The organism is Clostridium pabulibutyricum, from assembly GCF_058242705.1.
Genome location: NZ_JBZAYZ010000003.1, coordinates 179,918 through 200,994 on the forward strand (window position 1 = coordinate 179,918; position 21,077 = coordinate 200,994).

General features: G+C 35.9%; 16 protein-coding genes. 3 read left to right on the plus strand and 13 right to left on the minus strand.

The genetic code is table 11. The features are described 5' to 3' along the window. Nucleotides 1-15: 15 nt before the first annotated feature. The 6 genes from AC4CVH_RS06005 to AC4CVH_RS06030 all read right to left on the minus strand — a co-directional run bounded on the left by AC4CVH_RS06005 (nucleotide 16) and on the right by AC4CVH_RS06030 (nucleotide 6,445). Nucleotides 16-882 (minus strand): polysaccharide deacetylase family protein, encoded by an 867-nt coding sequence (locus AC4CVH_RS06005; RefSeq protein ID WP_490786843.1) that lies wholly within the window; start codon nucleotides 880-882, stop codon nucleotides 16-18. A 142-nt stretch (nucleotides 883-1,024) separates the two neighbouring features. Then, a complete protein-coding gene (locus AC4CVH_RS06010) occupies nucleotides 1,025-1,387 on the minus strand; it encodes a P-II family nitrogen regulator (protein WP_490786844.1) in 363 nt (120 codons plus the stop codon). Nucleotides 1,388-1,480: 93 nt separating this feature from the next. Further along, nucleotides 1,481-2,710: an ammonium transporter gene (locus AC4CVH_RS06015; RefSeq protein ID WP_490786845.1), complete on the minus strand. Its 1,230-nt coding sequence runs from the start codon at nucleotides 2,708-2,710 to the stop codon at nucleotides 1,481-1,483. Nucleotides 2,711-2,918: 208 nt separating this feature from the next. Continuing rightward, nucleotides 2,919-4,355, minus strand: coding sequence for a hypothetical protein (locus tag AC4CVH_RS06020; RefSeq protein WP_490786846.1), 1,437 nt, complete (start codon nucleotides 4,353-4,355; stop codon nucleotides 2,919-2,921). A gap of 4 nt (nucleotides 4,356-4,359) precedes the next feature. Further along, nucleotides 4,360-5,754 carry a sensor histidine kinase gene (locus AC4CVH_RS06025; RefSeq protein ID WP_490786847.1) on the minus strand — a complete coding sequence of 465 codons (1,395 nt, stop codon included), beginning with the start codon at nucleotides 5,752-5,754 and terminating at the stop codon, nucleotides 4,360-4,362. A gap of 1 nt (nucleotide 5,755) precedes the next feature. Continuing rightward, a complete protein-coding gene (locus tag AC4CVH_RS06030; protein WP_490786848.1) occupies nucleotides 5,756-6,445 on the minus strand; it encodes a response regulator transcription factor in 690 nt (229 codons plus the stop codon). A gap of 121 nt (nucleotides 6,446-6,566) precedes the next feature. Here AC4CVH_RS06030 and AC4CVH_RS06035 point away from each other — a divergent pair, with 121 nt between their 5' ends. Next, nucleotides 6,567-8,201 carry a bifunctional aspartate transaminase/aspartate 4-decarboxylase gene (locus AC4CVH_RS06035; RefSeq protein WP_490786849.1) on the plus strand — a complete coding sequence of 545 codons (1,635 nt, stop codon included), beginning with the start codon at nucleotides 6,567-6,569 and terminating at the stop codon, nucleotides 8,199-8,201. A gap of 44 nt (nucleotides 8,202-8,245) precedes the next feature. Here the strand turns inward: AC4CVH_RS06035 and AC4CVH_RS06040 are convergent, their stop codons facing one another. The 7 genes from AC4CVH_RS06040 to AC4CVH_RS06070 form a co-directional block, all read right to left on the minus strand. Next, the gene (locus AC4CVH_RS06040; protein WP_490786850.1) at nucleotides 8,246-10,075 is read right to left on the minus strand and encodes an ABC transporter ATP-binding protein; all 1,830 of its coding nucleotides are present in this window, start codon (nucleotides 10,073-10,075) and stop codon (nucleotides 8,246-8,248) included. After that, nucleotides 10,072-12,213, minus strand: coding sequence for an ABC transporter ATP-binding protein (locus tag AC4CVH_RS06045; RefSeq protein ID WP_490786928.1), 2,142 nt, complete (start codon nucleotides 12,211-12,213; stop codon nucleotides 10,072-10,074). The genes AC4CVH_RS06040 and AC4CVH_RS06045 overlap by 4 nt, the downstream gene beginning before the upstream one ends. A 146-nt stretch (nucleotides 12,214-12,359) precedes the next feature. Then, the gene (locus AC4CVH_RS06050; RefSeq protein WP_490786851.1) at nucleotides 12,360-13,307 is read right to left on the minus strand and encodes an SPFH domain-containing protein; all 948 of its coding nucleotides are present in this window, start codon (nucleotides 13,305-13,307) and stop codon (nucleotides 12,360-12,362) included. Nucleotide 13,308: 1 nt separating this feature from the next. Further along, a complete protein-coding gene (locus AC4CVH_RS06055; RefSeq protein ID WP_490786852.1) occupies nucleotides 13,309-13,737 on the minus strand; it encodes an NfeD family protein in 429 nt (142 codons plus the stop codon). A gap of 23 nt (nucleotides 13,738-13,760) precedes the next feature. After that, nucleotides 13,761-15,689, minus strand: a complete 1,929-nt coding sequence (locus tag AC4CVH_RS06060; RefSeq protein WP_490786853.1) for an NAD(+) synthase — start codon at nucleotides 15,687-15,689, stop codon at nucleotides 13,761-13,763. A 14-nt stretch (nucleotides 15,690-15,703) separates the two neighbouring features. Further along, nucleotides 15,704-17,263 (minus strand): ClC family H(+)/Cl(-) exchange transporter, encoded by a 1,560-nt coding sequence (locus AC4CVH_RS06065; protein ID WP_490786854.1) that lies wholly within the window; start codon nucleotides 17,261-17,263, stop codon nucleotides 15,704-15,706. Between the two features lie 63 nt (nucleotides 17,264-17,326). Beyond that, nucleotides 17,327-18,424: an endospore germination permease gene (locus tag AC4CVH_RS06070; RefSeq protein WP_490786855.1), complete on the minus strand. Its 1,098-nt coding sequence runs from the start codon at nucleotides 18,422-18,424 to the stop codon at nucleotides 17,327-17,329. 107 nt (nucleotides 18,425-18,531) lie between these two features. On the opposite strand from AC4CVH_RS06070, the gene AC4CVH_RS06075 reads away from it, so the two are divergent. Then, nucleotides 18,532-19,935: a spore germination protein gene (locus AC4CVH_RS06075; protein WP_490786856.1), complete on the plus strand. Its 1,404-nt coding sequence runs from the start codon at nucleotides 18,532-18,534 to the stop codon at nucleotides 19,933-19,935. Further along, nucleotides 19,932-21,041, plus strand: a complete 1,110-nt coding sequence (locus tag AC4CVH_RS06080; RefSeq protein ID WP_490786857.1) for a Ger(x)C family spore germination protein — start codon at nucleotides 19,932-19,934, stop codon at nucleotides 21,039-21,041. Before AC4CVH_RS06075 ends, AC4CVH_RS06080 begins: the two co-directional genes overlap by 4 nt. The last annotated feature ends 36 nt before the right edge of the window (nucleotides 21,042-21,077 follow it).

Below are 21,077 nucleotides of genomic sequence, written 5' to 3' on the forward strand. Positions count from 1 at the left end.
ACAAGAAAAATTTTTCTACTTCAACACATTGTAACTTTCCTCTGTAATAGGCCTGAATTGATATCCGTTGTCCTTCAATATTTGTATTATTTCAGGAAGTGCTTCCGCTGTCGTTTCTTTTGTTGCAGCGTCATGCATGAGAACTACAACTTTTTTCTGTCCCAAAAATGTTTCCCTGAACCTTGCCACTAGCCTGTCCTTCGATGAATGCTGAACTTCCGCATCTCCATTTAAAACATTCCAGTCTATATAATGATAGCCTTCATTTTCTGCTGCCTGCTGGAAGGTTGTTCTTCCAAAAGACCCTCCTGGAAATCTTATCAATTTACTGTCATGATGGCTTATTTTAGAGCTTATAACACTCTCGTTTCTTTTAAGATCGTTTAAAAAATTATCCACACTTGAGTATATATATTCATAGTCATGAGTATAAGTATGATTTCCTATAGTATGTCCCTCTTTTTCCTCACGCCTTAAAATATCTGGATTTTCTTTTACACTGCTCCCGATTACAAAAAAAGTAGCCTTTATATTATTCTGCTTTAAAATATCCAATATTCTTGGAGTAACGTTCGAGCTCGGCCCATCGTCAAAAGTAAGGTATGCAACTTTTGCATCCTTTGGAAGACTCGGTAGTTTGCCTAAAGCTTCACTTGAACTTGAATTGACCTTTTTTTTGGCAGCCTTGATTTTGGCAGGTGTTGTTTTCTTATCCGCACTTTTATTGTTACTTGCAGCTATTTTTTTCTCTTGAATATCATTGCTTTTCTCAGCAATCTTAAATCCAGCCATGGATGACAGAAAAAATAGAAAAATCACCAAAAATGCAAAACCAACTCTTCTGTTTCTTCTATACCGTTTCTTATTTCTTCTCTGCTTCATATATAAGTCCAATCCCCCTTGAAATCTGTACAAACTAACAACTTTATTTTATCACAATAACTTACATTAATTTGTACAAATCTACAACAAAAGGTTACAAAATGGTTACAGTTTAATCCACGGCTGATTTAATATTTTATTTTTACTTTTTATACTGCAGTGCAGATTTTCCTTCATCACCGGTACTTATGCGTATTACATTTTCTACATTGTATACAAATATCTTTCCGTCGCCCATCTGTCCTGTCTGAAGAACCTTCTTTGCAGTTTCAACTACAGTTTCAACAGGTATTTCGCAAACTATTACCTCAACCTTTATTTTAGGCAGAAGGTTAATATCCATGGTAACACCGCGGTAATATTCCTTATGTCCCTTCTGCATACCACAGCCGAGAACATTTGTAACCGTCATTCCTGCTATTCCTATATCACCCAGTGCATTTTTAAGTTCTTCAAACTTTCCCTGAGATGTTATTATATCCACCTTTGTAAGTTTATCAGACATCTTTTACATACCTCCCTCAAAACATATTCATATTAAAATTCATTCAAATAATATAATTCTATTCCAATTTATATCAACCAGTCAACACTCAAGTCAGCTGTTTAAGCCTCCGTAAGCTTCTTCACCGTGTTCTGTAACATCAAGACCTGTTGACTCTATACTTTCACTGACTCTGATTCCACCTGCAACCTTTATTATCTTAACTATTATAAATGTAACAACTGCAGAATAAACTATTGTTGCAACTATTCCTACAAGCTGAATCAACACAAGCTTTGGATTTCCATGTATAAGTCCATTTGCCCCTGCGGAATTTATAGCCTGCCATGCAAATATTCCTGTAGCTATTCCACCCCACATACCGCCTACTCCGTGACATCCAAAAGCATCAAGTGCATCATCATATCCAAATTTCGCTTTTGCGAAAGTTACTGAACAATAACATATAGCTCCTCCTATAAGGCCTATAAGTATTGAAGCCATCGGGCTTACAAAACCTGCCCCAGGTGTTATTGCAACAAGTCCTGCTACTATACCGCTTGCAACTCCAAGGGAAGTTATCTTTTTTCTGTATGCAAGTTCACACAGACTCCAACTTATTGCAGATGCTGCAGCTGCCGTATTAGTAGTTATAAATGCATTTACTGCAACTTCATTCACCCCAAGTGCACTTCCTGCATTGAAGCCATACCATCCAAACCATAGAAGTGCCGCTCCTATACATGTCATAGGCAGATTGCTTGGTTTTCCTATATTTTTTCTTCTTCCAAGCATTATGGCAAGCACAAGTGCCGAAACTCCGGAACTTATATGAACAACATCTCCTCCTGCAAAGTCAAGTGCTCCAAGTTGTTTAAGCCATCCACCGTCTCCCCATACCCAGTGAGCAACCGGATCATATACAAGAGTTGTCCAAAGTATTAAAAAAGCTACCCATGGTAAAAATTTCATTCTTTCTGCTATTGCACCAGATATAAGTGCCGGAGTTATTATTGCAAACATCATCTGGAAAAGCATATACATCTGCTGTGGTATTGTAGATGAATAAGCCGGATTTGCTGCAAATCCCACTCCCTTGAGTCCTGCAAAATTAAATCCACCTATAAATCCGCCTATATTTGTCCCAAAACTAAGCGTATATCCAATAAGTATCCATTGTATGGATACTACCGCAAGTGCAGTGTAACTATGAAGAGTAGTATTCAAGCTGTTTTTTCCTCTCACCATTCCACAGTAAAACAATGCCAGTCCCGGAGTCATTATCATTACCAACACCGTACACACAAATACAAATGTAGTATCAACTCCACTTATTCCATTCATAAAGATTCCTCCCCGTCAAATTATTAAATAATATATTTATATAAGTCATTTAAAAAACTTACTTATATAATACTAATTTTTCGAGAAATTATCAATAGTTATACGTAAATTTTATTAATTTATTATCAAACATCTGCATTTATAAATTATTTTAATAATAGCATACAAACGCAAATCCTGTGTCTGTATGCTATATTCCATTTACTTATTATTTTAATTTATCTTTGAACACATTGTTCCAGCTATCCACATACTTTCCCATTGCCCACTGCGACATTACCACTTTTTCATTCTTTTTAATTGGAAAACTCAAAAGCATTTTTCCTATTCCATGGGTATTCAAACTATAAACAAAAAGTTCGCTGTCTGTAAGTATAACTACAAAATCACGGTTCGGCGACGTATATGCATCTACAGCAGAAGGTATATCTTCTTTTATCACAGCAAAGGATGGATAGAGATCATCATAGGACGTAAGTATTGTTTTCTGTGCAGGATAAATTATATCAAAATCGCCCTGCTTTATTCTTCCTCTCAAAATCCATCTTCCACTTCTCCTTGACACTGACCAGTTGGTACTCAAGCTTTCAACTTTAAAGTTTTTTTCGGGTTTTCCTATTTTTCTAAGATAGTTTTCCGCACTGGTTTGAAACATCTTCGATGCATTGTTGCTAAAAATCTGAGAGAAATCCACACTTTTCCCATTGAGTTTGTCCATTGGAAGTACGCTGAAATATCTCTTTCCAGTACCACAATTATCCGTTGATATGAACTCATTTCCAACAAAAAGTATTTCACTTGTAGTATCTTTTATGTTTTCTTCAACAGGCAAAACACTCTTTATTTTGGGACTGTTTTTCATAATTGGAGAACCCCATACGATGTCTCTTTCACCAAAATCACCATACTTTTTATGTACACCTATTTCCCAAAATCCATTTTTCCTCGGTACAATAATATTTTGTTTCACATTAACCGGACTCATACGTCCATAGGAGTAACGTATCCAAATTGTTCTATAGTCATATCCTCCATTTTCAATATCGTAACTTTTAAGCCCAAGAATAACACCCGACTTGGAAGTCAGATCCCTTTGATCCTTTGGAATTGTAATTTTTGATTCTAATCTTTTGGCGTTATTCGTCACAAGCTCATCCTGTTTAACTCCCTGTCTTGCAAAAAATACTACAAGACCATCGTTGTATGTAATTATGACATTATCATTTATTTGTACAAAATCGTCAAAAAAATTATCCTTTGAAAATACAGTAATTACTTTAACCTGCTTTTCTTTTATTCCAAGGCTTTCAGGTCGTATCTTCAAATTGTTCTGAAAATAGCTTTTGCTGTTAACAACTTTCACTTTGAAAGAAGGTTCTGTACATACAGAATTGTTTACTTTAACCTGACTACCTTTAAAAACAGCTTTCTTTCCTATTAATGACTGTGCCTCTTTTTCCGATATTCCTGAATCATTTATAAACACATACCTTGTTGCAGACCATTCTCCTTCTATAGGCATATTTATAGTTTTTCTAAGACTTATTCGAGGATTTATGGATGAATTTATGTTTTTGTAAACAACTAGAATAAGAAGTGCAAAAAGAAGTATAACCAAAACATTTATCTTTTTCAATAAAACCACCTTTTCAACCATTGTCTATTGGTATTAAAACACTTACACGTGTTCCTTCCCCATATACACTCTCTATATTTAATTTACCATTGTGAAGTTCTGCTATTTCATTGCATATTGAAAGTCCTATCCCATTACTCGACTTTTCAGTGCTTCCCTTGAAAAATTTTTCTGTAACACGGGGAAGTTCATCCTCGTGTATCCCTATACCAGTATCACTTACTACAATTATAAGAAACTTTCCGTCATTATCCACATGAAGACACACTTTTCCTCCTTCTTTTGTAAACTTGAAGGAATTGTCCAGTAAATTGGTAAGCAACTGCTTTATTCTATTTAAATCAAGCAATACAGGTTGAATATTATCTGCTATATCAACCCTAAAATCAATCTTCTGCCTTTCAGCTCTTAAAGACATCTGCTTTCTCATGTAATTTATTTCAGCTCTTATGTCAACATAATCCCTCTTTAAAGTTACTTTTCCAGATATCAATTTAGAAAAATCAAGAAGTTCCTCCACCATGAATGTAAGTCTGTCACTTTCTTTTTCTATTATCTCAAGCCCATCCATTATCTCATCCCTGTCTTCAAGATCCCCTGTTCTCATCGTAGCTGCCCATCCTTTTATAGATGTAAGAGGAGTTCTAAGTTCATGAGATATAGACGCTATGAACTCATTTTTGAGACGATCATTTTTGAGTATCTCATCCGCCATAAAATTAAGCGTGTCTTGAAGCTCCCCTATCTCATCATCCCTATCTTTTTTTATTCTCTCATTAAATCTTCCCCTAGCCATTTTTCTTGCCATATCCGTAAGATCATTTAGCGGTTTTATTATAGTATTGGACATAGAAATACTTATAAGACATCCTATGAGTATTACGATAATACCTATTATTATAAGCATCACAGCTATTTTTCTTATCATCGTGTCAACATATGAAAGAGAAGTTACAAATCTTAGTACCCCCTCTACTTTTCCATTTGATTTCAAAGGACTTGAGACATAAAGAAAATTCTCGCCTGTATTTTTATCCACGCTTATTTGGGAGCCCACTTCTCCTGAAAGTGCTATATTTATATCTCCTCCCTGCATATTTCCAGAGATATAATTTCCAATTGAATCCATAAGCATCTTCCTTGAAGTACTTATTACCTGAACCTCGGCAGATGTGTTCTTCCAGAATATATCCGCATTGTCTTCTATATTTTTCTCAAGTGTTGAGGACGAAAGATAACTATTGTAAAAGTCTACCGAAACTTCTATCTGGTTTGTAACCATATTTTCCATGTTTTTATAATAATATCTTCTCATTGAAAGTATAAGGAAAATCTCTAGTATAAAAACCGTTGTAATTATTATTACAATATAACTTACAGTCATCCTCTTCTTTATTCCACTTATCATATTAATTTTCTCTCCACCTGTATCCAACTCCCCACACAGTTTCAATTACTTTCGGTTTTGAAGAGTCCTCTTCCACTTTCTCTCTTAAACGTCTTATATTCACATCAACTATCTTTGTGTCTCCAATATAACTATATCCCCAAACAAGATTAAGAAGCTCATTTCGGCTAAGGGCTTTTCCCTTGTTCTCCATAAATATTTTCATAAGCATGTACTCTTTCGGAGTGAGGTCTATTTTCCCGCCTCTGCGATAAACTTTCATGGCAGAAGTATCAATTTTATATTCTCCAGAAACAATTACAGATTTTTCACTGTTTTTCTCACTTGTTCCTATCCTTCTTAAAAGCGAATTTACTCTGGCTATGAGTTCAAGAGGATTGAAGGGTTTTATCATGTAATCATCTGCACCAAATTCAAGTCCCATTATCTTATCCATGTCCTGACTCCTTGCAGTAAGCATTATTATACCCATCCTCGGGAATTCCTTTCTCAATATTTCACAGGTTTTAAAACCGTCAATTCCCGGAAGCATTATATCAAGAATAGTAACCTCTGGATTTTCAACCTTGGTTTTTTCTATTGCCGCCTCCCCGCTTTCCGCCTCTATCACCGTAAAATTATTTCTTCTAAAATTTATTTTAAGAAACCCTCTGATTGAGTTTTCATCTTCCACTATAAGAACTTTTTTCATTCAAAAACATCTCCCTATACCATGTTCCTGTGGTAATTATAACACAATTTACATTGACGAATAAGTAGGTATATTTTTGCTAAAAATATAATATATACAAACTATATACTAGGAGGACTCTATGGATACAAAAAATATTCAATTAATCGAAATGGAAAGGATTTATGGAAAAGTAAGTCCATTTGAGCTCAAAAACAATCTTCTCAAACTTGCAGAAAATGAAAGCAGGAAAAGTTCACACATTCTCCTGGATGCAGGCCGTGGAAATCCCAACTGGACAGCCGTCTCGGCAAGAGAGGCATTTTTTGCACTTGGACAATTTTCCGCACACATTGCGAGAAATTCATGGAAGAATGTTGACGAAACACTATGCGGACTTGGAGGAATGCCAGAAATGGATGGAATACATGAGAAGTTCAATGCATATTTCGCAAAACACATGGATATGCCTGGAGCTGATCTTCTTGTAAAAATAGTAAACTACGGTATATCCTCCATGGGATTTGATCCACAATCCTGGATTCATGAACTTGCAGATGGAATCATGGGTGATAATTATCCCCTGCCTGTAAGAATGCTTCCTCATGTGGAAGCTGTTGTAAAAAAGTATCTCGGCACGGAAATATACATGAACGGCGCACCTCAAGATTTCGATCTCTTCGGAGTTGAAGGTGCAACTGCCGGAATGTGCTACATTTTCGACTCTCTTATTGCAAACAATCTACTTCTGCAAGGTGATACAATTGCGATAATGACACCGATATTCACACCATATCTTGAAATTCCCCTTATACCAAGATACAATTTCAACATAATAAACATAAATGCCTCTGAGGAAGACTGGCAGTATCCTGATTCTGAAATTGAAAAAATCGGAGATAAAAAAATAAAGGCGTTGTTCCTTGTAAATCCAAGCAATCCACCTTCTGTAGCCATGAACCAGCATGTAATAAACAAACTCTGCGACACTGTAAAAAAGCGCAATCCAAATCTTATGATAATATCTGACGATGTATATGGAACTTTCACCGACAACTTTAAATCGGCAGCATCAGCTCTCCCATCAAATACAATAGGAGTATATTCCTTTTCAAAATATTTTGGTGTTACAGGCTGGCGTCTTGGAACAATACGTATTTGCAAAGAAAACGTGTTTGACCGTCTCCTTAAAAATCTGCCTGTCAAACTTTCAGCTTCAGCTAAAAAACGCTATGAAGCTCTGTCTACAAATCCTGAAAACATAAAATTCATAGACAGATTGGCTGCAGATAGCCGTCAGGTAGCTCTGAACCATACTGCCGGTCTTTCAACACCACAGCAAGTCCAAATGGCAATATTTTCTATATTTTCACTTATAGATTCCACAAATTTCTACAAAAATCTTGTTAAACAAATATGCAGAAGAAGAAAAGCACTTTTATACAAAAGCCTTGAAATAGCTCCTGACGTAAATCCTTTAAGTGCATCCTACTATACCGAATTCAACATTCTGCATCTTGCAGAAAAATTTTATGGAGCGGAATTTGCAAAATACATGAAAAACAATTCCAAACCTATAGACATTTTGTTTTCCCTTGCCAATAAATCATCAATAGTCCTGCTTTCAGGGGCAGGATTCAAAGGTCCACTTTGGTCCATCAGAATATCCCTTGCAAATCTTGATGATGAAAGCTATACAAAAATAGGAAAAACAATTCGCGACATACTTGATCAATATGCCGAAAAGTGGAAAAATCATCAGAAGGCTCTTCTATAACATCATAAAAAGTACCGGACATAAAATCCGGTACTTCAACTGATTTATGCAACTTCAAACTGGCTGTTGTATAGTTCCGCGTATCTGCCGCACCTTTTTATAAGTTCTTCATGTGTACCTTGTTCCACTATATCTCCATGGTCCATTACAAGTATAAGATCAGCATCCCTTATAGTCGAAAGCCTGTGTGCTATTATAAAACTTGTTCGTCCTTTCATGAGATTGTTCATGGCTTTTTGAATCTGAACCTCTGTACGTGTATCTACAGAACTTGTTGCTTCATCAAATATAAGTATACTTGGATCAGCAAGTATTGCCCGTGCAATAGTCAAAAGCTGTTTCTGACCCTGGGATATGTTGGAGGCTTCTTCATTGAGCACCATATTATATCCATCCGGAAGGGTATGGACAAAACTGTCTACATGAGCCGCCTTTGCAGCTTTAATCACATCGCTGTCCTCCGCATCCAGTCTTCCATACCTTATGTTTTCCATTATACTTCCGTTATAGAGCCAAGTATCCTGAAGAACCATGCCAAATATGGACCTTAAGTCACCTCTTGTAAAATCTTTTATATTATGTCCGTCTACAAATATTTCTCCTCTGCTTATATCGTAAAAGCGCATCAAAAGTTTTATAATTGTCGTCTTGCCGGCTCCTGTAGGTCCCACAATGGCAACTCTTTGTCCTGGTTTCACAGAACAGGAAAAATTATTTATTATAATTTTATCAGGTTTGTATCCGAAATGAACATTTCTGAAGTCAACCTCTCCCTTTATATCCTCCGATTTTACAGGACTTGAAGTTTCCAGAGTTTCATCTTCCTCTTCCAGGAATTCAAATATACGTTCTGCTGAAGCCGCCGTCTGCTGAAGTATATTGGATATATTTGCTATCTGAGAAATAGGCTGTGTAAAAGAACGTACATACTGCACAAAAGCCTGTATGTCTCCAACTTCTATAGCCTTCTTTGCAGCAAGCCATCCTCCAAGAATACATATAAAAACATATCCCAGGTTTCCAACAAAATTCATCATCGGCATCATTATTCCCGAGAAAAACTGTGATTTCCACGCCGAACTAAAAAGTTTCATATTGAACAAATCAAATTTCCTGATACTTTTTTCCTCTCCATTGAAAGCTTTCATCACAACATGTGAACCGTACATCTCCTCCACATGACCATTTAAATTTCCAATATAGTCCTGCTGCTCTTTGAAATACTTCTGAGAATGCCTCACTATAAAAGATATTATAATCATGGATACTGGAATTACACATAGAGCAGCAAGAGTCATCTGCCAGCTTATTGTAAACATCATAACAAGTACACCGAGCATTGTAGTAACCGACGTAATTATCTGTCCAAGACTTTGGTTAAGCGTTTGACTCAGAGTATCAACATCATTTGTAACACGTGACAATACCTCACCCTGACTGGTTTTGTCAAAATATCCAAGTGGAAGTGAATTTATCTTCTTTGAGATATCTTTTCTGAAATTATAACTTACCTTCATCGATATTCCAGACATTATCCAACCCTGGATATATGAAAATACAGCACTTATTATATATAAAACCGAAAGCGTAACAACTATTCTTCCTATATAATCAAAATCCACATTGCCGCTTCCCGATATTTTAGCCATTACACCCTCAAATAACTTTGTAGTTGCTTTCCCAAGTACCTTAGGCCCAACTATCGAAAATACAGTACTTGCAATTGCAAAAACAGCAACTACAACCATGGAAACTCTATAAGAGGCAAGAGCGGCAAGAAGCTTTTTCATTGTATCTTTGAAGTTGTTTGCTTTTTCACCACCAAGTGCAGGATTTCTGCCAGGGCCTCTGCCCATATTCTTTCGTCTGCTCATGCCAATTCCTCCTTAGATAATTGTGATAGTGCAATTTCCCTATAGGTAGAACAGCTTTTCATGAGCTCCACATGAGTTCCACTTCCAACTATCCTTCCTTCATCAAGAACTATTATCTGATCTGCATCTTTGATTGTCGATATACGTTGTGCCACAATAAGAACCGTACTTGCCGACGTTTCACTCTTTAGAGCATGCCTGAGCGCTGAATCCGTCTTGAAATCAAGAGCGGAAAAGCTGTCATCAAATACATATATTCTTGGATTTTTAACAAGTGCCCTTGCAATGGAAAGTCTTTGCTTCTGACCTCCCGATACATTTGCACCTCCCTGGGAAATTTCAGCTTTAAAGCCCTCAGGCTTTTCTTTTATAAAATCCTGTGCCTGGGCAATTTGAGCCGCCTTTTCAATCTGATCTCTTGTTGCATTCTCATTTGCATACTTTAGATTATATTCTATGGTTCCCTTGAAGAGCATGCCCTTCTGAGGCACATATCCTATAAGGCTTCTCAGTTCATGCTGGCCTACGTTTCGTATATCTACACCGTCAATTTTTATACATCCGGAGGTAACATCATAAAAACGAGGCAGTAACTTTACAAGAGTGCTCTTTCCAGAACCAGTTGAACCTATAAAAGCAGTAGTACACCCGGGATACGCCTTGAAGCTTATACCTTCGAGCGCAGGTCCCTCCGCTCCCTCATACTTGAAACATACATTTTCAAATTCAACAACACCTTTTGTATCATCTGGAAAATGCTCGGGCATTTCCGGATCAACAATAGATGGAGATACTTCAAGAACTTCATTTATTCTCTGTGCCGATACTGATGCCCTAGGTATCATAATAAACATGAAAGACATCATGAGAAAAGCAAATATTATCTGCATGGCATACTGCATAAATGCCATCATATCACCAACCTGCATGCTCGAGTTTGCAATTTGATGAGCTCCAACCCATACTATAAGTATAGTAATTATATTCATAATAAACATCATGGCTGGAAACATAAATGCCATTGTACGATTTACAAATAAATTTACATCTGTAAGATTTTTGTTTGTTCCATCAAATTTCTTCTCCTCAAAGCTCTGGTTATTGAATGCCCTAATTACCATCATACCCGATAAATTTTCACGAGTTATCAAATTCAACCTATCTACAAGTTTCTGTATGATCTTGAATCTTGGAAACGCAATCAAAAAAATACATCCGATAACCCCAAGAAGTACTATGACGGCAAGTACAATTATCCATGACATGGAGCTGCTTTTTCCAATTGCTCTCATAATCCCTCCAACTCCGAGAATAGGTGCATATATGACCATTCTTATCGCAAGAAAAACTACAATCTGTATCTGAGTTATATCATTGGTGGTTCTTGTTATAAGGGATGCTGTTGAAAACTTATTAAACTCACTGCTTGAAAAATTTTCAATCTTGGTAAAAAGATTTCTTCTGAGATTTTTAGAAAGTCCGGCAGAAGTCCTTGCAGCAAGAAGTCCCACCATAACAGTACAGACAACACTCAAAAGTGAAACAAAGAGCATCATAGCGCCTGTATGCATAATGTAATTTCTCTGAATTCGATCAGTATCCATGCCAAGGCGTTTATATTCGGATTTTATTAAAGGTGATGCTACCTGGTCTATCATCCCACTTCCAAGTGAAGCAAACTTTTTATTTATCTCACCGCCTATTTCCCCACGCTTTGTTTCTGAAAGTTTTGAGACAGCAATAAATGACCTTCCCATAGCATCATTTATTTCATTAATTTCAGTTCTATCTATATTTTTAAGTACATAAACCGGTTCTTCCTGAAGTTTAGGATATTTTTTCAAATATTTCGAGTAGCTGCCGTCTTTCTTGTCTACAAGTTTGTAATCTCCAAGCACTTTTCCTCTTGTATTTTTATCCATAAAAAGAACAAGCTTATCCATTTTTCCCTTTCCCACGGCTTCAGGAACACTGTTTTCAATACCTCCCTGCTGTATACCGGTATTCACTATATCCGACATATAATCCGGAAGTGCAAGATCGCACATTGCTTGAGCAAATAGCAAAAATACTGCACTCACAACAAGAAGGATAAAAGGCTTTAAATATTTTATAATCTTAATCACTATATTTTTCACTTCCAATCAAAGTTCTCTTCGTATATAAACAGTACGTATGCGAATATTTTAATTCTTTATTGCAAAATAGTCAACTATTTTTTTAATTAGCATATGTAAAAATAAACCAGCTTATATTAAGCCGGTTTAAAATAACTATACAATTCTTACTTCTCACTGTTCTTTCCAAGCATATCCGCTATTGCTGCAAGATTTCCAAGAGAAGATATTGACTCATTTGGTAGTATAAGCTTGTTTGAAGGATTCTTGGCCATCTCCTTCAATGCATCCACCTGCTTAATCGCAATAACCCTCTCGTCGGTTCCTGAATCTATTATAGACCTGTTTATAAGTTCAATAGCCTTTGATTCCGCCTTTGCAACTTCCTCTATGGCATTGGCCTTTCCTTCAGCTTCAAGTACTTGAGACTGTCTCAATCCCTCAGCCCTTCTTATATTTGCTTCCTTTTCCGCTTCCGCCTGAAGTATCTTGGCCTGTTTTTCACCTTCCGCCCTTGCAATATCACTCTGTTTTTGCCCTTCCGCCTGAAGTATTACCGCTCTTTTGTCTCTTTCGGCCCTCATCTGCTTTTCCATAGCCTGTTGTATCTCCGATGGAGGTATTATATTTTTTATTTCAACCGAAAGTATTTTTATTCCGTAAGCATCTGTTATATCATCAACGACCTTCAAAAGTTCAGCATTTATTTTATCTCTTCCGGAAAGCACTTCATCAAGTGTCATATCGCCCACAATATTTCTCATATTTGTTATCGTAGAAAAGATTATACCGGACTTGTAATCTTCTATGTTGTATATAGCATCTTTGGCATTCAGTATCTTGTAAAAAATTACATTGTCTATGGATATTTTTACATTATCTTTAGTTATTACCGCCTGAGGTTCTATATCTAGTATCTGCTGTTTTGCAGAAACTTTTGCTCTCAAGAAATCTGCAAATGGAATTATAAAATGCCATCCAGGCTCAAGCATTCTGTGAAATTGACCAAATCTTTCAACTACACTTATATAGCCCGTATTTACCACCTTTACAGATGAAACAGCTGCGTATAAGACAATTGCAAGTATTATAAGAATTATAATCACTTTAATCACTTCAAATCATCTCCTTTTGTATCAATATTTTATTTCCATTAATTCCTATTACTTTGACTCTGTCACCTTTTTTTAATATGATATCATCATTGTCAATATTCCACAACACACCATCTATTCTAACTGCATTGCTTTTCTCCATTTCTCCATCTATTACTATTAATCTGCCCTTGTACGTATCTTCTCTCAAAGGTGTCGGTTTAATTCTATTTTTTATATTCTTTTTTATAATAGGATAGCATACCAATATCAGAATCATGCTTACTGCAATAAATACTATAAATTGAATGAGCACGGAATATCCAAGAGCATATGCAACAAGTGCACCTACAGCTCCTGCTGTAAACCAAACGAACAAGAATGCACTTGTAGCTATATCTACAATCATTGCGACAGCCCCTATTACAATCCACAAAACAAAAACAGGCAAAGTCATCCACTCCCTAAAAATTTTTATAAATTCGCATCTTCCATCCATAATTTAAAGTTTGCATCTGAAGGCATTCTCCAGTCACCTCTCGGAGATAGACTTACCGTTCCAACTTTAGGTCCATCTGGAATAGCTGACCTCTTAAACTGCTGTGTAAAGAATCTCCTTATAAAAAGCTTAAGCCATTTTTTTATGGTATCCTCGTCGTAGATACCATGAAACGCAGTTTTTGCAATAAAAAATATTTTACAAGGTTCAAAGTTATCCCTTATGAAATAGTAAAGGAAAAAATCATGAAGCTCATAAGGGCCCACTATATCTTCCGTCTTCTGTGATATCATTCCATCGCTGTCCTTGGGAAGAAGTTCCGGACTTACTGGAGTATCAAGTATATCTGCAAGTATTTTAGATATTTCACCTGTCATCTCATACGTTGCCGCATAATTTACAAGATACCTTACAAGTGTTTTTGGAACCGAACAGTTAACACCGTACATGGACATATGATCTCCATTATATGTAGACCATCCAAGTGCAACTTCTGAAAGATCTCCTGTACCAACTACAAGTCCACCCTCTTTGTTTGCAATATCCATAAGTATCTGTGTCCTCTCCCTTGCCTGAACATTTTCATATGTCACATCATGAATATCCCTGTCATGGCCTATATCATTAAAATGCTGCAGGCAGGCATCCACTATGTTTATTTCCCTAAAATCGGTGCCAAGGTCCCTGCAAAGCCTGACTGCATTGTTGTATGTCCTGTCAGTCGTACCAAATCCAGGAAGAGTTACCGTTATAATATTTTCTCTAGAAATTCCAAGGAGGTCAAAAGTCTTTACCGCAACAACAAGTGCAAGGGTAGAATCAAGTCCCCCGGATATTCCTATGACAGCTCTTTCAAGTCCCGTATGCTCTATTCTCTTTGCAAATGCCGATGTCTGTATGCTGAATATCTCCCGGCATCTCTCCTCCATCTGTTCCCTGCCAGATGGAACAAAAGGATGTTTTGATATCATTCTATCATAACTTCCATAATTCATGTCTTTGAACTCAAAGCCGACATCTCTTATTTTCCATGGTACAACTTTTCCAGCATCCCTGAAGCTTATGTTTTTTAGTCTATGGTTGTTAAGTCTCTGAACATCTACAATGGAAGTTATAACTTCATTTTTTCTTTGAAACTTATTGTTTTTTCCAAGAAGGCTTCCATTCTCAGATATGAGAAGCTCCCCACCAAACACCAAATCCGTCGACGATTCAAAAACACCTGAAGATGAATATACATAAGAACATATACTTCCTCCACTCTGTGACATGACAAGCTGTTTTCTATATTTGGATTTACTTACTATATCGTTTGATGCCGAAAGATTTCCTATTATGTTAGCACCCTTGAGGCAAAGATAACTGCTCGGGGGAACAACACTCCAGAGATCTTCACATATTTCGAATCCAAATTTATACTCCCCACAGGAGAACATGATGTTAACACCAAAGGGTATACTTTTCTGAAACTTCAAATCAACATTTTCATCTATAAGATTGAGTCCTGATGCAAACCACCTCCGCTCGTAAAATTCCTCGTAGTTTGGTATATAACTTTTTGGAACAATACCAAGAACTTTTCCATTGTGTATTATATATGCACAATTGTAAATACAGCTATTATATTCAAGAGGTGCACCCACTGCAATTAGTATGTCTTTTTGTCTAGAATATCTGCAGATTTCAAATATTCCTTTCTCTGCACCGCACAAAAGTGTCCTCTGAAGAAACAAATCGGCACAAGTATACGATGTTATACTGAGTTCTGGAAATACCACAAGTTTCGCATGTCCCCGAACCGCTTCATCAATACATTTCTCTATGTTTGCCACATTAAAATCTATATTTGCCACATCAGTTATCGGACATGCTGCCGATACCCGGATGAATCCCATGGAATTCATAAAAACTCCTCCTATCAAATCTTTCTCTTTACCTGAGTAATTTCGTTAAGTCTCTCCCTAAGCTTAAAAACTTTCTTCTCTTCTGTAAGAATCGTAAGATAATCACCTGCATATACAATGGTATCACCATCAGGAATTATTTCAGAGTCACCCCTTTTTATATTCAAAACAAGGCAGTTTTTAGGAAAATCAACCTCTTTTATTCTTCTTCCCTCTACATAGCATCCAACACATATTGGGACTTCAACTGTTACCTGATCTCCAAAATCTTCATCCTCCTCCTCATTTGTATTACTTCTTAAAAACCTATCGAGAAGGTCCTGATATATTGGCCTTGAACGAAGAAGATCAGATATAATATATGCTGTAATCGAAATTACAGCAGCCGGAAGAAGATTCGTAAATGATCCTGTCATTTCAACCACAAGAACACAGCCTGTAATCGGAGCCTTTACAACAGCTGAAAAATATCCTGCCATGGCAAGTATCACAAAGGTTGCCACATACATTTGGTCAAATCCCCAGAAATAATTCAAAGCATTTGCATATATACATCCTATAATTGCACCCACTGCAAAAAGTGGAAGAAATATTCCTCCAGGTGTTCCTGATCCTACACATATCATTGTAAATATAAATTTTACAATCAATATCAAAAAAAGAAGCTTGAAGGTCCAGTCTCCATGGGTAAGTGCAGTTATGAGAACATTTCCCTCTCCAAGTGCCTTTGGGACAAACATTGCAACCAAAAATGAAAGCAAAAATGGAACAATCGGTCTAAACTCAACTTTCATTTTGCTTTTCGCATAAATAGACTGTGACTTCAAAATTCCCTTGCTGAATCCTACACCTGCCACTCCTATAATCAGCCCAAGAATAATCATAAAGGGATAATTTCTAAGTGGAAGCACCGCTGTGCTTCTAAAATCGAAAACCGGTCTCATTCCAAAGAATTCACGTGATACAAAATCTGAAGAAAGAGCGGAAGAAAGAGCAGATACAAGAACAAGCGGCGACAAATTTTTATGCACTTCCTCAACCGCAAACAGTGTCCCTGCAAGCGGCGCATTAAATGCTGTTGAAATTCCCGCACTTACTCCTCCCGTTACAAGATACTTCACTTCTACCTTGGTCTTTTTTAGTATCGTGCCTATGCCTTGTCCTATAGCTGCCCCTATTTGAACGGAAGGCCCCTCTATTCCCATAGAAAGTCCCGATCCTATTGATACAAGGCTTCCTACAAACTTTTCTACAACAACCCCAAACCAGTTCATATGAAGTTTTCTAAGTATGACTCCCTCAACCTGCGGTATTCCACTGCCACTTACCATTGGATTCAGTCTTACAAGAACTCCCATGGCCAGGCCAAGCAATACAAGGGCTGCAATACACACAACTATAAACACGGGTCTTCCAAAAACATATTCATATATTTGTGGAAGATATATACCGCATTTATCAACAAAAAATCTAAAAAGAGAAATTACAAGTCCTACAAATATACCTACTATGATTCCTTCAAATATCAATTTCATTTTAAAACTTTTCCAGTTTAAGAACCCTTCATATTTCATTTTCTAAGCAGTCTCTCCTCAAAATTAAAGTTAAATATCTTTTAATATCATAGACACATTATATCATAATATATTTTTGTTCTCCTTCTTTTTCTTCATATCATACAGAGCAAACGCAAAAAGCGGCAAAATAAAAAATACCCCAATACATATATATACATATATATTAATCAGTTTAAAAAGATTTATAAGTTTCTGAGCCGATAAATAACACAAAACATAAATGACTCCACTTAAAACAATCTCAATTTTTCCGTTTGTAATTATACTATCAAGCTTGAATTCCCTAATTAAAAGAAGTATTGAAAAAAATGTTGCTATATATTTTGCAAACCATGAAGATATAATCTGAAATACCACATAAAATTCTCCACTTGCAACAAACCCAAAAAATGATATGAGCTGTGTCTGGGTGAGCTTTGGATATACAAAAACATTTGCAAGATCAACGTTAAAGGTTGCAAGGAGTCCAATTGTAGATATCAATATCATTTGCACTACAAACAAATTGGACATAAAAGCATATTTCCTCGAATTCTTGTCTGATGTAAGTCTTGACAACCATGGAAATACTATTGCAACCGACGAATACATTCCAATTGTCTTCACTACTGATATAAAAAAATTAGTGTCAAATCCATTGGCAAGAATAGGCAGCAACCTTCTATAATCTTTGAAATGTGCAGTCAATATGGCAAGATTTATTCCATTTATTACCGATATAACTATACATGCCATAATTACTATCATTACAGAATATCCACCGTTTTTTACAACATAAAACCCCGGAATTATAACAAAAAGTGCTATATACCATATTGGACTTTCTATAAAAAAATTTGTATGCATTACACTTGATTCCACAGCGGATGATTCTACAAGAGAAAGAAACACTCCAAATGTAAACAATCCAAGAAAAATTTTTCCAAAGCCTTTCCCGAAAGCCACCTCAAATACCTCAAGCAGACTTCTGCACCCATTTTTGAGATATACTTTTATTATATAGTCAAAATACCAGACCATTATTACAAAAGCAATGGCATTGGCTATCCAGCTGTCCCTTCCTGATATTCTTAAAAATACTTCAGGATATGTTTTTAGAGAGGCTATTCCAACAGCACATATCAAAAAAAATATATGTCCAAAACTAAACTTACCCATAAAATTTCTCCATTCCAAATCATATGTAATATTTACAATATTATTATTGTCTAAAAAAATGAATGTTATCCACTATAACTGCAGACAATACAAGCAGGTGATTATTTATGAACAATTATTTGGATTTTATAAATGAAAAATTAAATGGAAATTCTGATTTTAAAAGCCGTATTATAAGATCTGTTTCCGGAAATATATATATCCTTTTCATAGACAACATGTGTGATTCTAAATTTATAAGCCATTATATAATAGAACCTCTTGTAAACATGGATAAAAAAACCATCAATACAAACATAATAAAAGAAAAGGTGTTATATGGAAACTCCGTCGGTGATGTCAAATCAAAAGAAGATGCTGTAATACACATACTGTCAGGTGATGTAGTTATGGTATTTGAAGAAATGCAGAATGTTATATTCTGCGAAGCAAAAGGATTTTCCAAAAGAGGCATAGAAATGCCTATAACCGAAGCTGTAATAAAAGGTCCAAGAGAAGGCTTCAATGAATCAATAATGGATAATATCTCCCTTATAAGACGAAAAGTAAAGAATCCAAATCTCAAAGTTGAATTTTTCCAAATTGGGAAAGATTCAAACACAACTACATCACTGATTTATATTAAAAACACAGCTCCGGAAGATCTTATACACCGAATAAAAAAAACCATAGAAGACATGGATACAAACTTTATACTTGATACCAACTATATACAAGAACAAATAAAGACAACAAAGACCAGTACCTTCGAAATACTGAACTATAGTGAAAAACCCGATATAATAGCCTCAAGGCTTTTTCAGGGAAGGGTTGCAATACTTGTAGACGGAAGTCCGTTTTGCGCCACTGCACCACACTTTTTCATAGAAAACTTCCAGACTCCGGACGACTATTATTTAAACAAAGTATACGCGAATATATTAAGAATAATAAGGTTCGTTGCCTTTATAATATGCGGGTTTCTTCCCGGACTTTATGTTGCTCTCACTACCTATCACTTTTCATTTATACCCATAGAATTCATATTGAGACTTTCTGCATCAAGGGCTTATGTACCTTTTCCAACAACTATCGAGGTACTTATAATGCTTTTTTTCTTTCTGCTTTTAAGAGAGGCCGGAATCCGTCTTCCACAACCCATAGGCCAATCAATGAGTATAGTCGGTGCGTTAATTCTCGGCCAGTCCGCCGTAAGTGCAGGACTTGCATCACAATCCACCATAATAATAATCGCACTTGCATCTATATGCTCCTTTCTTGTACCAAAGCTATACCCTACTTTGATTGTATGGGGCATAACGATACTTATAACTTCATCACTGATAGGAATAATGGGATTTTTCATGGGAATGTACATGATGATCTCAAACATAGCTTCAATAGACAGCTGTGGCTACCATTTCATACTACCGCTTGGAACTGCGAAAAAATTAAAGTACAAGGATATGTTATACAGATCTAATCTTGGCAAAATATCTAAAAATAATCTACATAAGGATGATAAAGAATGAAAAAGATTATGTGTTTGATTCTCATATTGTCAACCTGCTTTTTGGGAGGCTGTTTTAACTATAATGATATAGACAAAGTAATATTCGCAACATGTGTGATCGTAGACATAGATCAATCCGGGAACCCCATAATATATGTAGAAGGATTCAAGTCTGACAGAGAAGTTTCACCTGATGCCGGCTCAAATCAAAAGCTTCTTTTTAAAGTTTCCGGCAAAACTATACTGGAAATTCTTCGTGATATTGATATGTCTTCAAATTATAAGATAAATTACACAAATACAAAATCAATATTATTCACTGAAAAAGCAGCGTCAAAAAATCTGTATGACTTGATTGATTTTTTTAGTAGGGATCAGGAATTTTTAATAAGAAGTTACATCTCAATTCTTCACGGAGATCCTCAGAAATTCATAAGTACAAATTTTAAATCTCAGGAATTCATAGGCCTGTATATATACAACCTTGCAAATAACTTCTCGCCTTCTTCAAGAACTATAATAACCGAGGTCTATGACTTATTAAATGCAATATACTCAAAAGGCAAAACCTGCGTGCTTACAATGGTTCAATTAAAAAATGAAAACAAAGAACCTAAAATCGAACTAGCAAACGGAGCAATAATAAAAGGCTCAAAAATGATAGACATACTAAGCGATCAGGACGGACTTGGATACAATTTTCTCATAGACAATATAAAAGGAGGGTCTCTCGAAGTTACAAACCCAAACTCCCCCGACAAATATGCGGCTCTTGAAATATTAAAGAGCAGAACAACAACACATATAGACTACAGCGGCAAAAATATAAAATTAAAGAAAATAATAAATATAAAATTATCTCTCGCCGAAGCTCAAAATTGTATTAATTTGAACAGAAAGACAATTGAAGTCCTGCAAAATGAAGCAGAAAACAATATAAAATTTTACTGCATGGATCTATTTAATAAATATAAAATAAAAAACATTGACATATTCAATATAAAAAATGATATCTACAAAAAATATCCTAAAATAAATATCCAGGACCCAATCAAGCAAACCTCTCTTGACATAGAAGTGAATGCAAAAATCGAAGGTTCCTCGATACAGACTAATTTCAGATAATAGTATGTCAATACCTTTCTTTTTGTTATATAATTA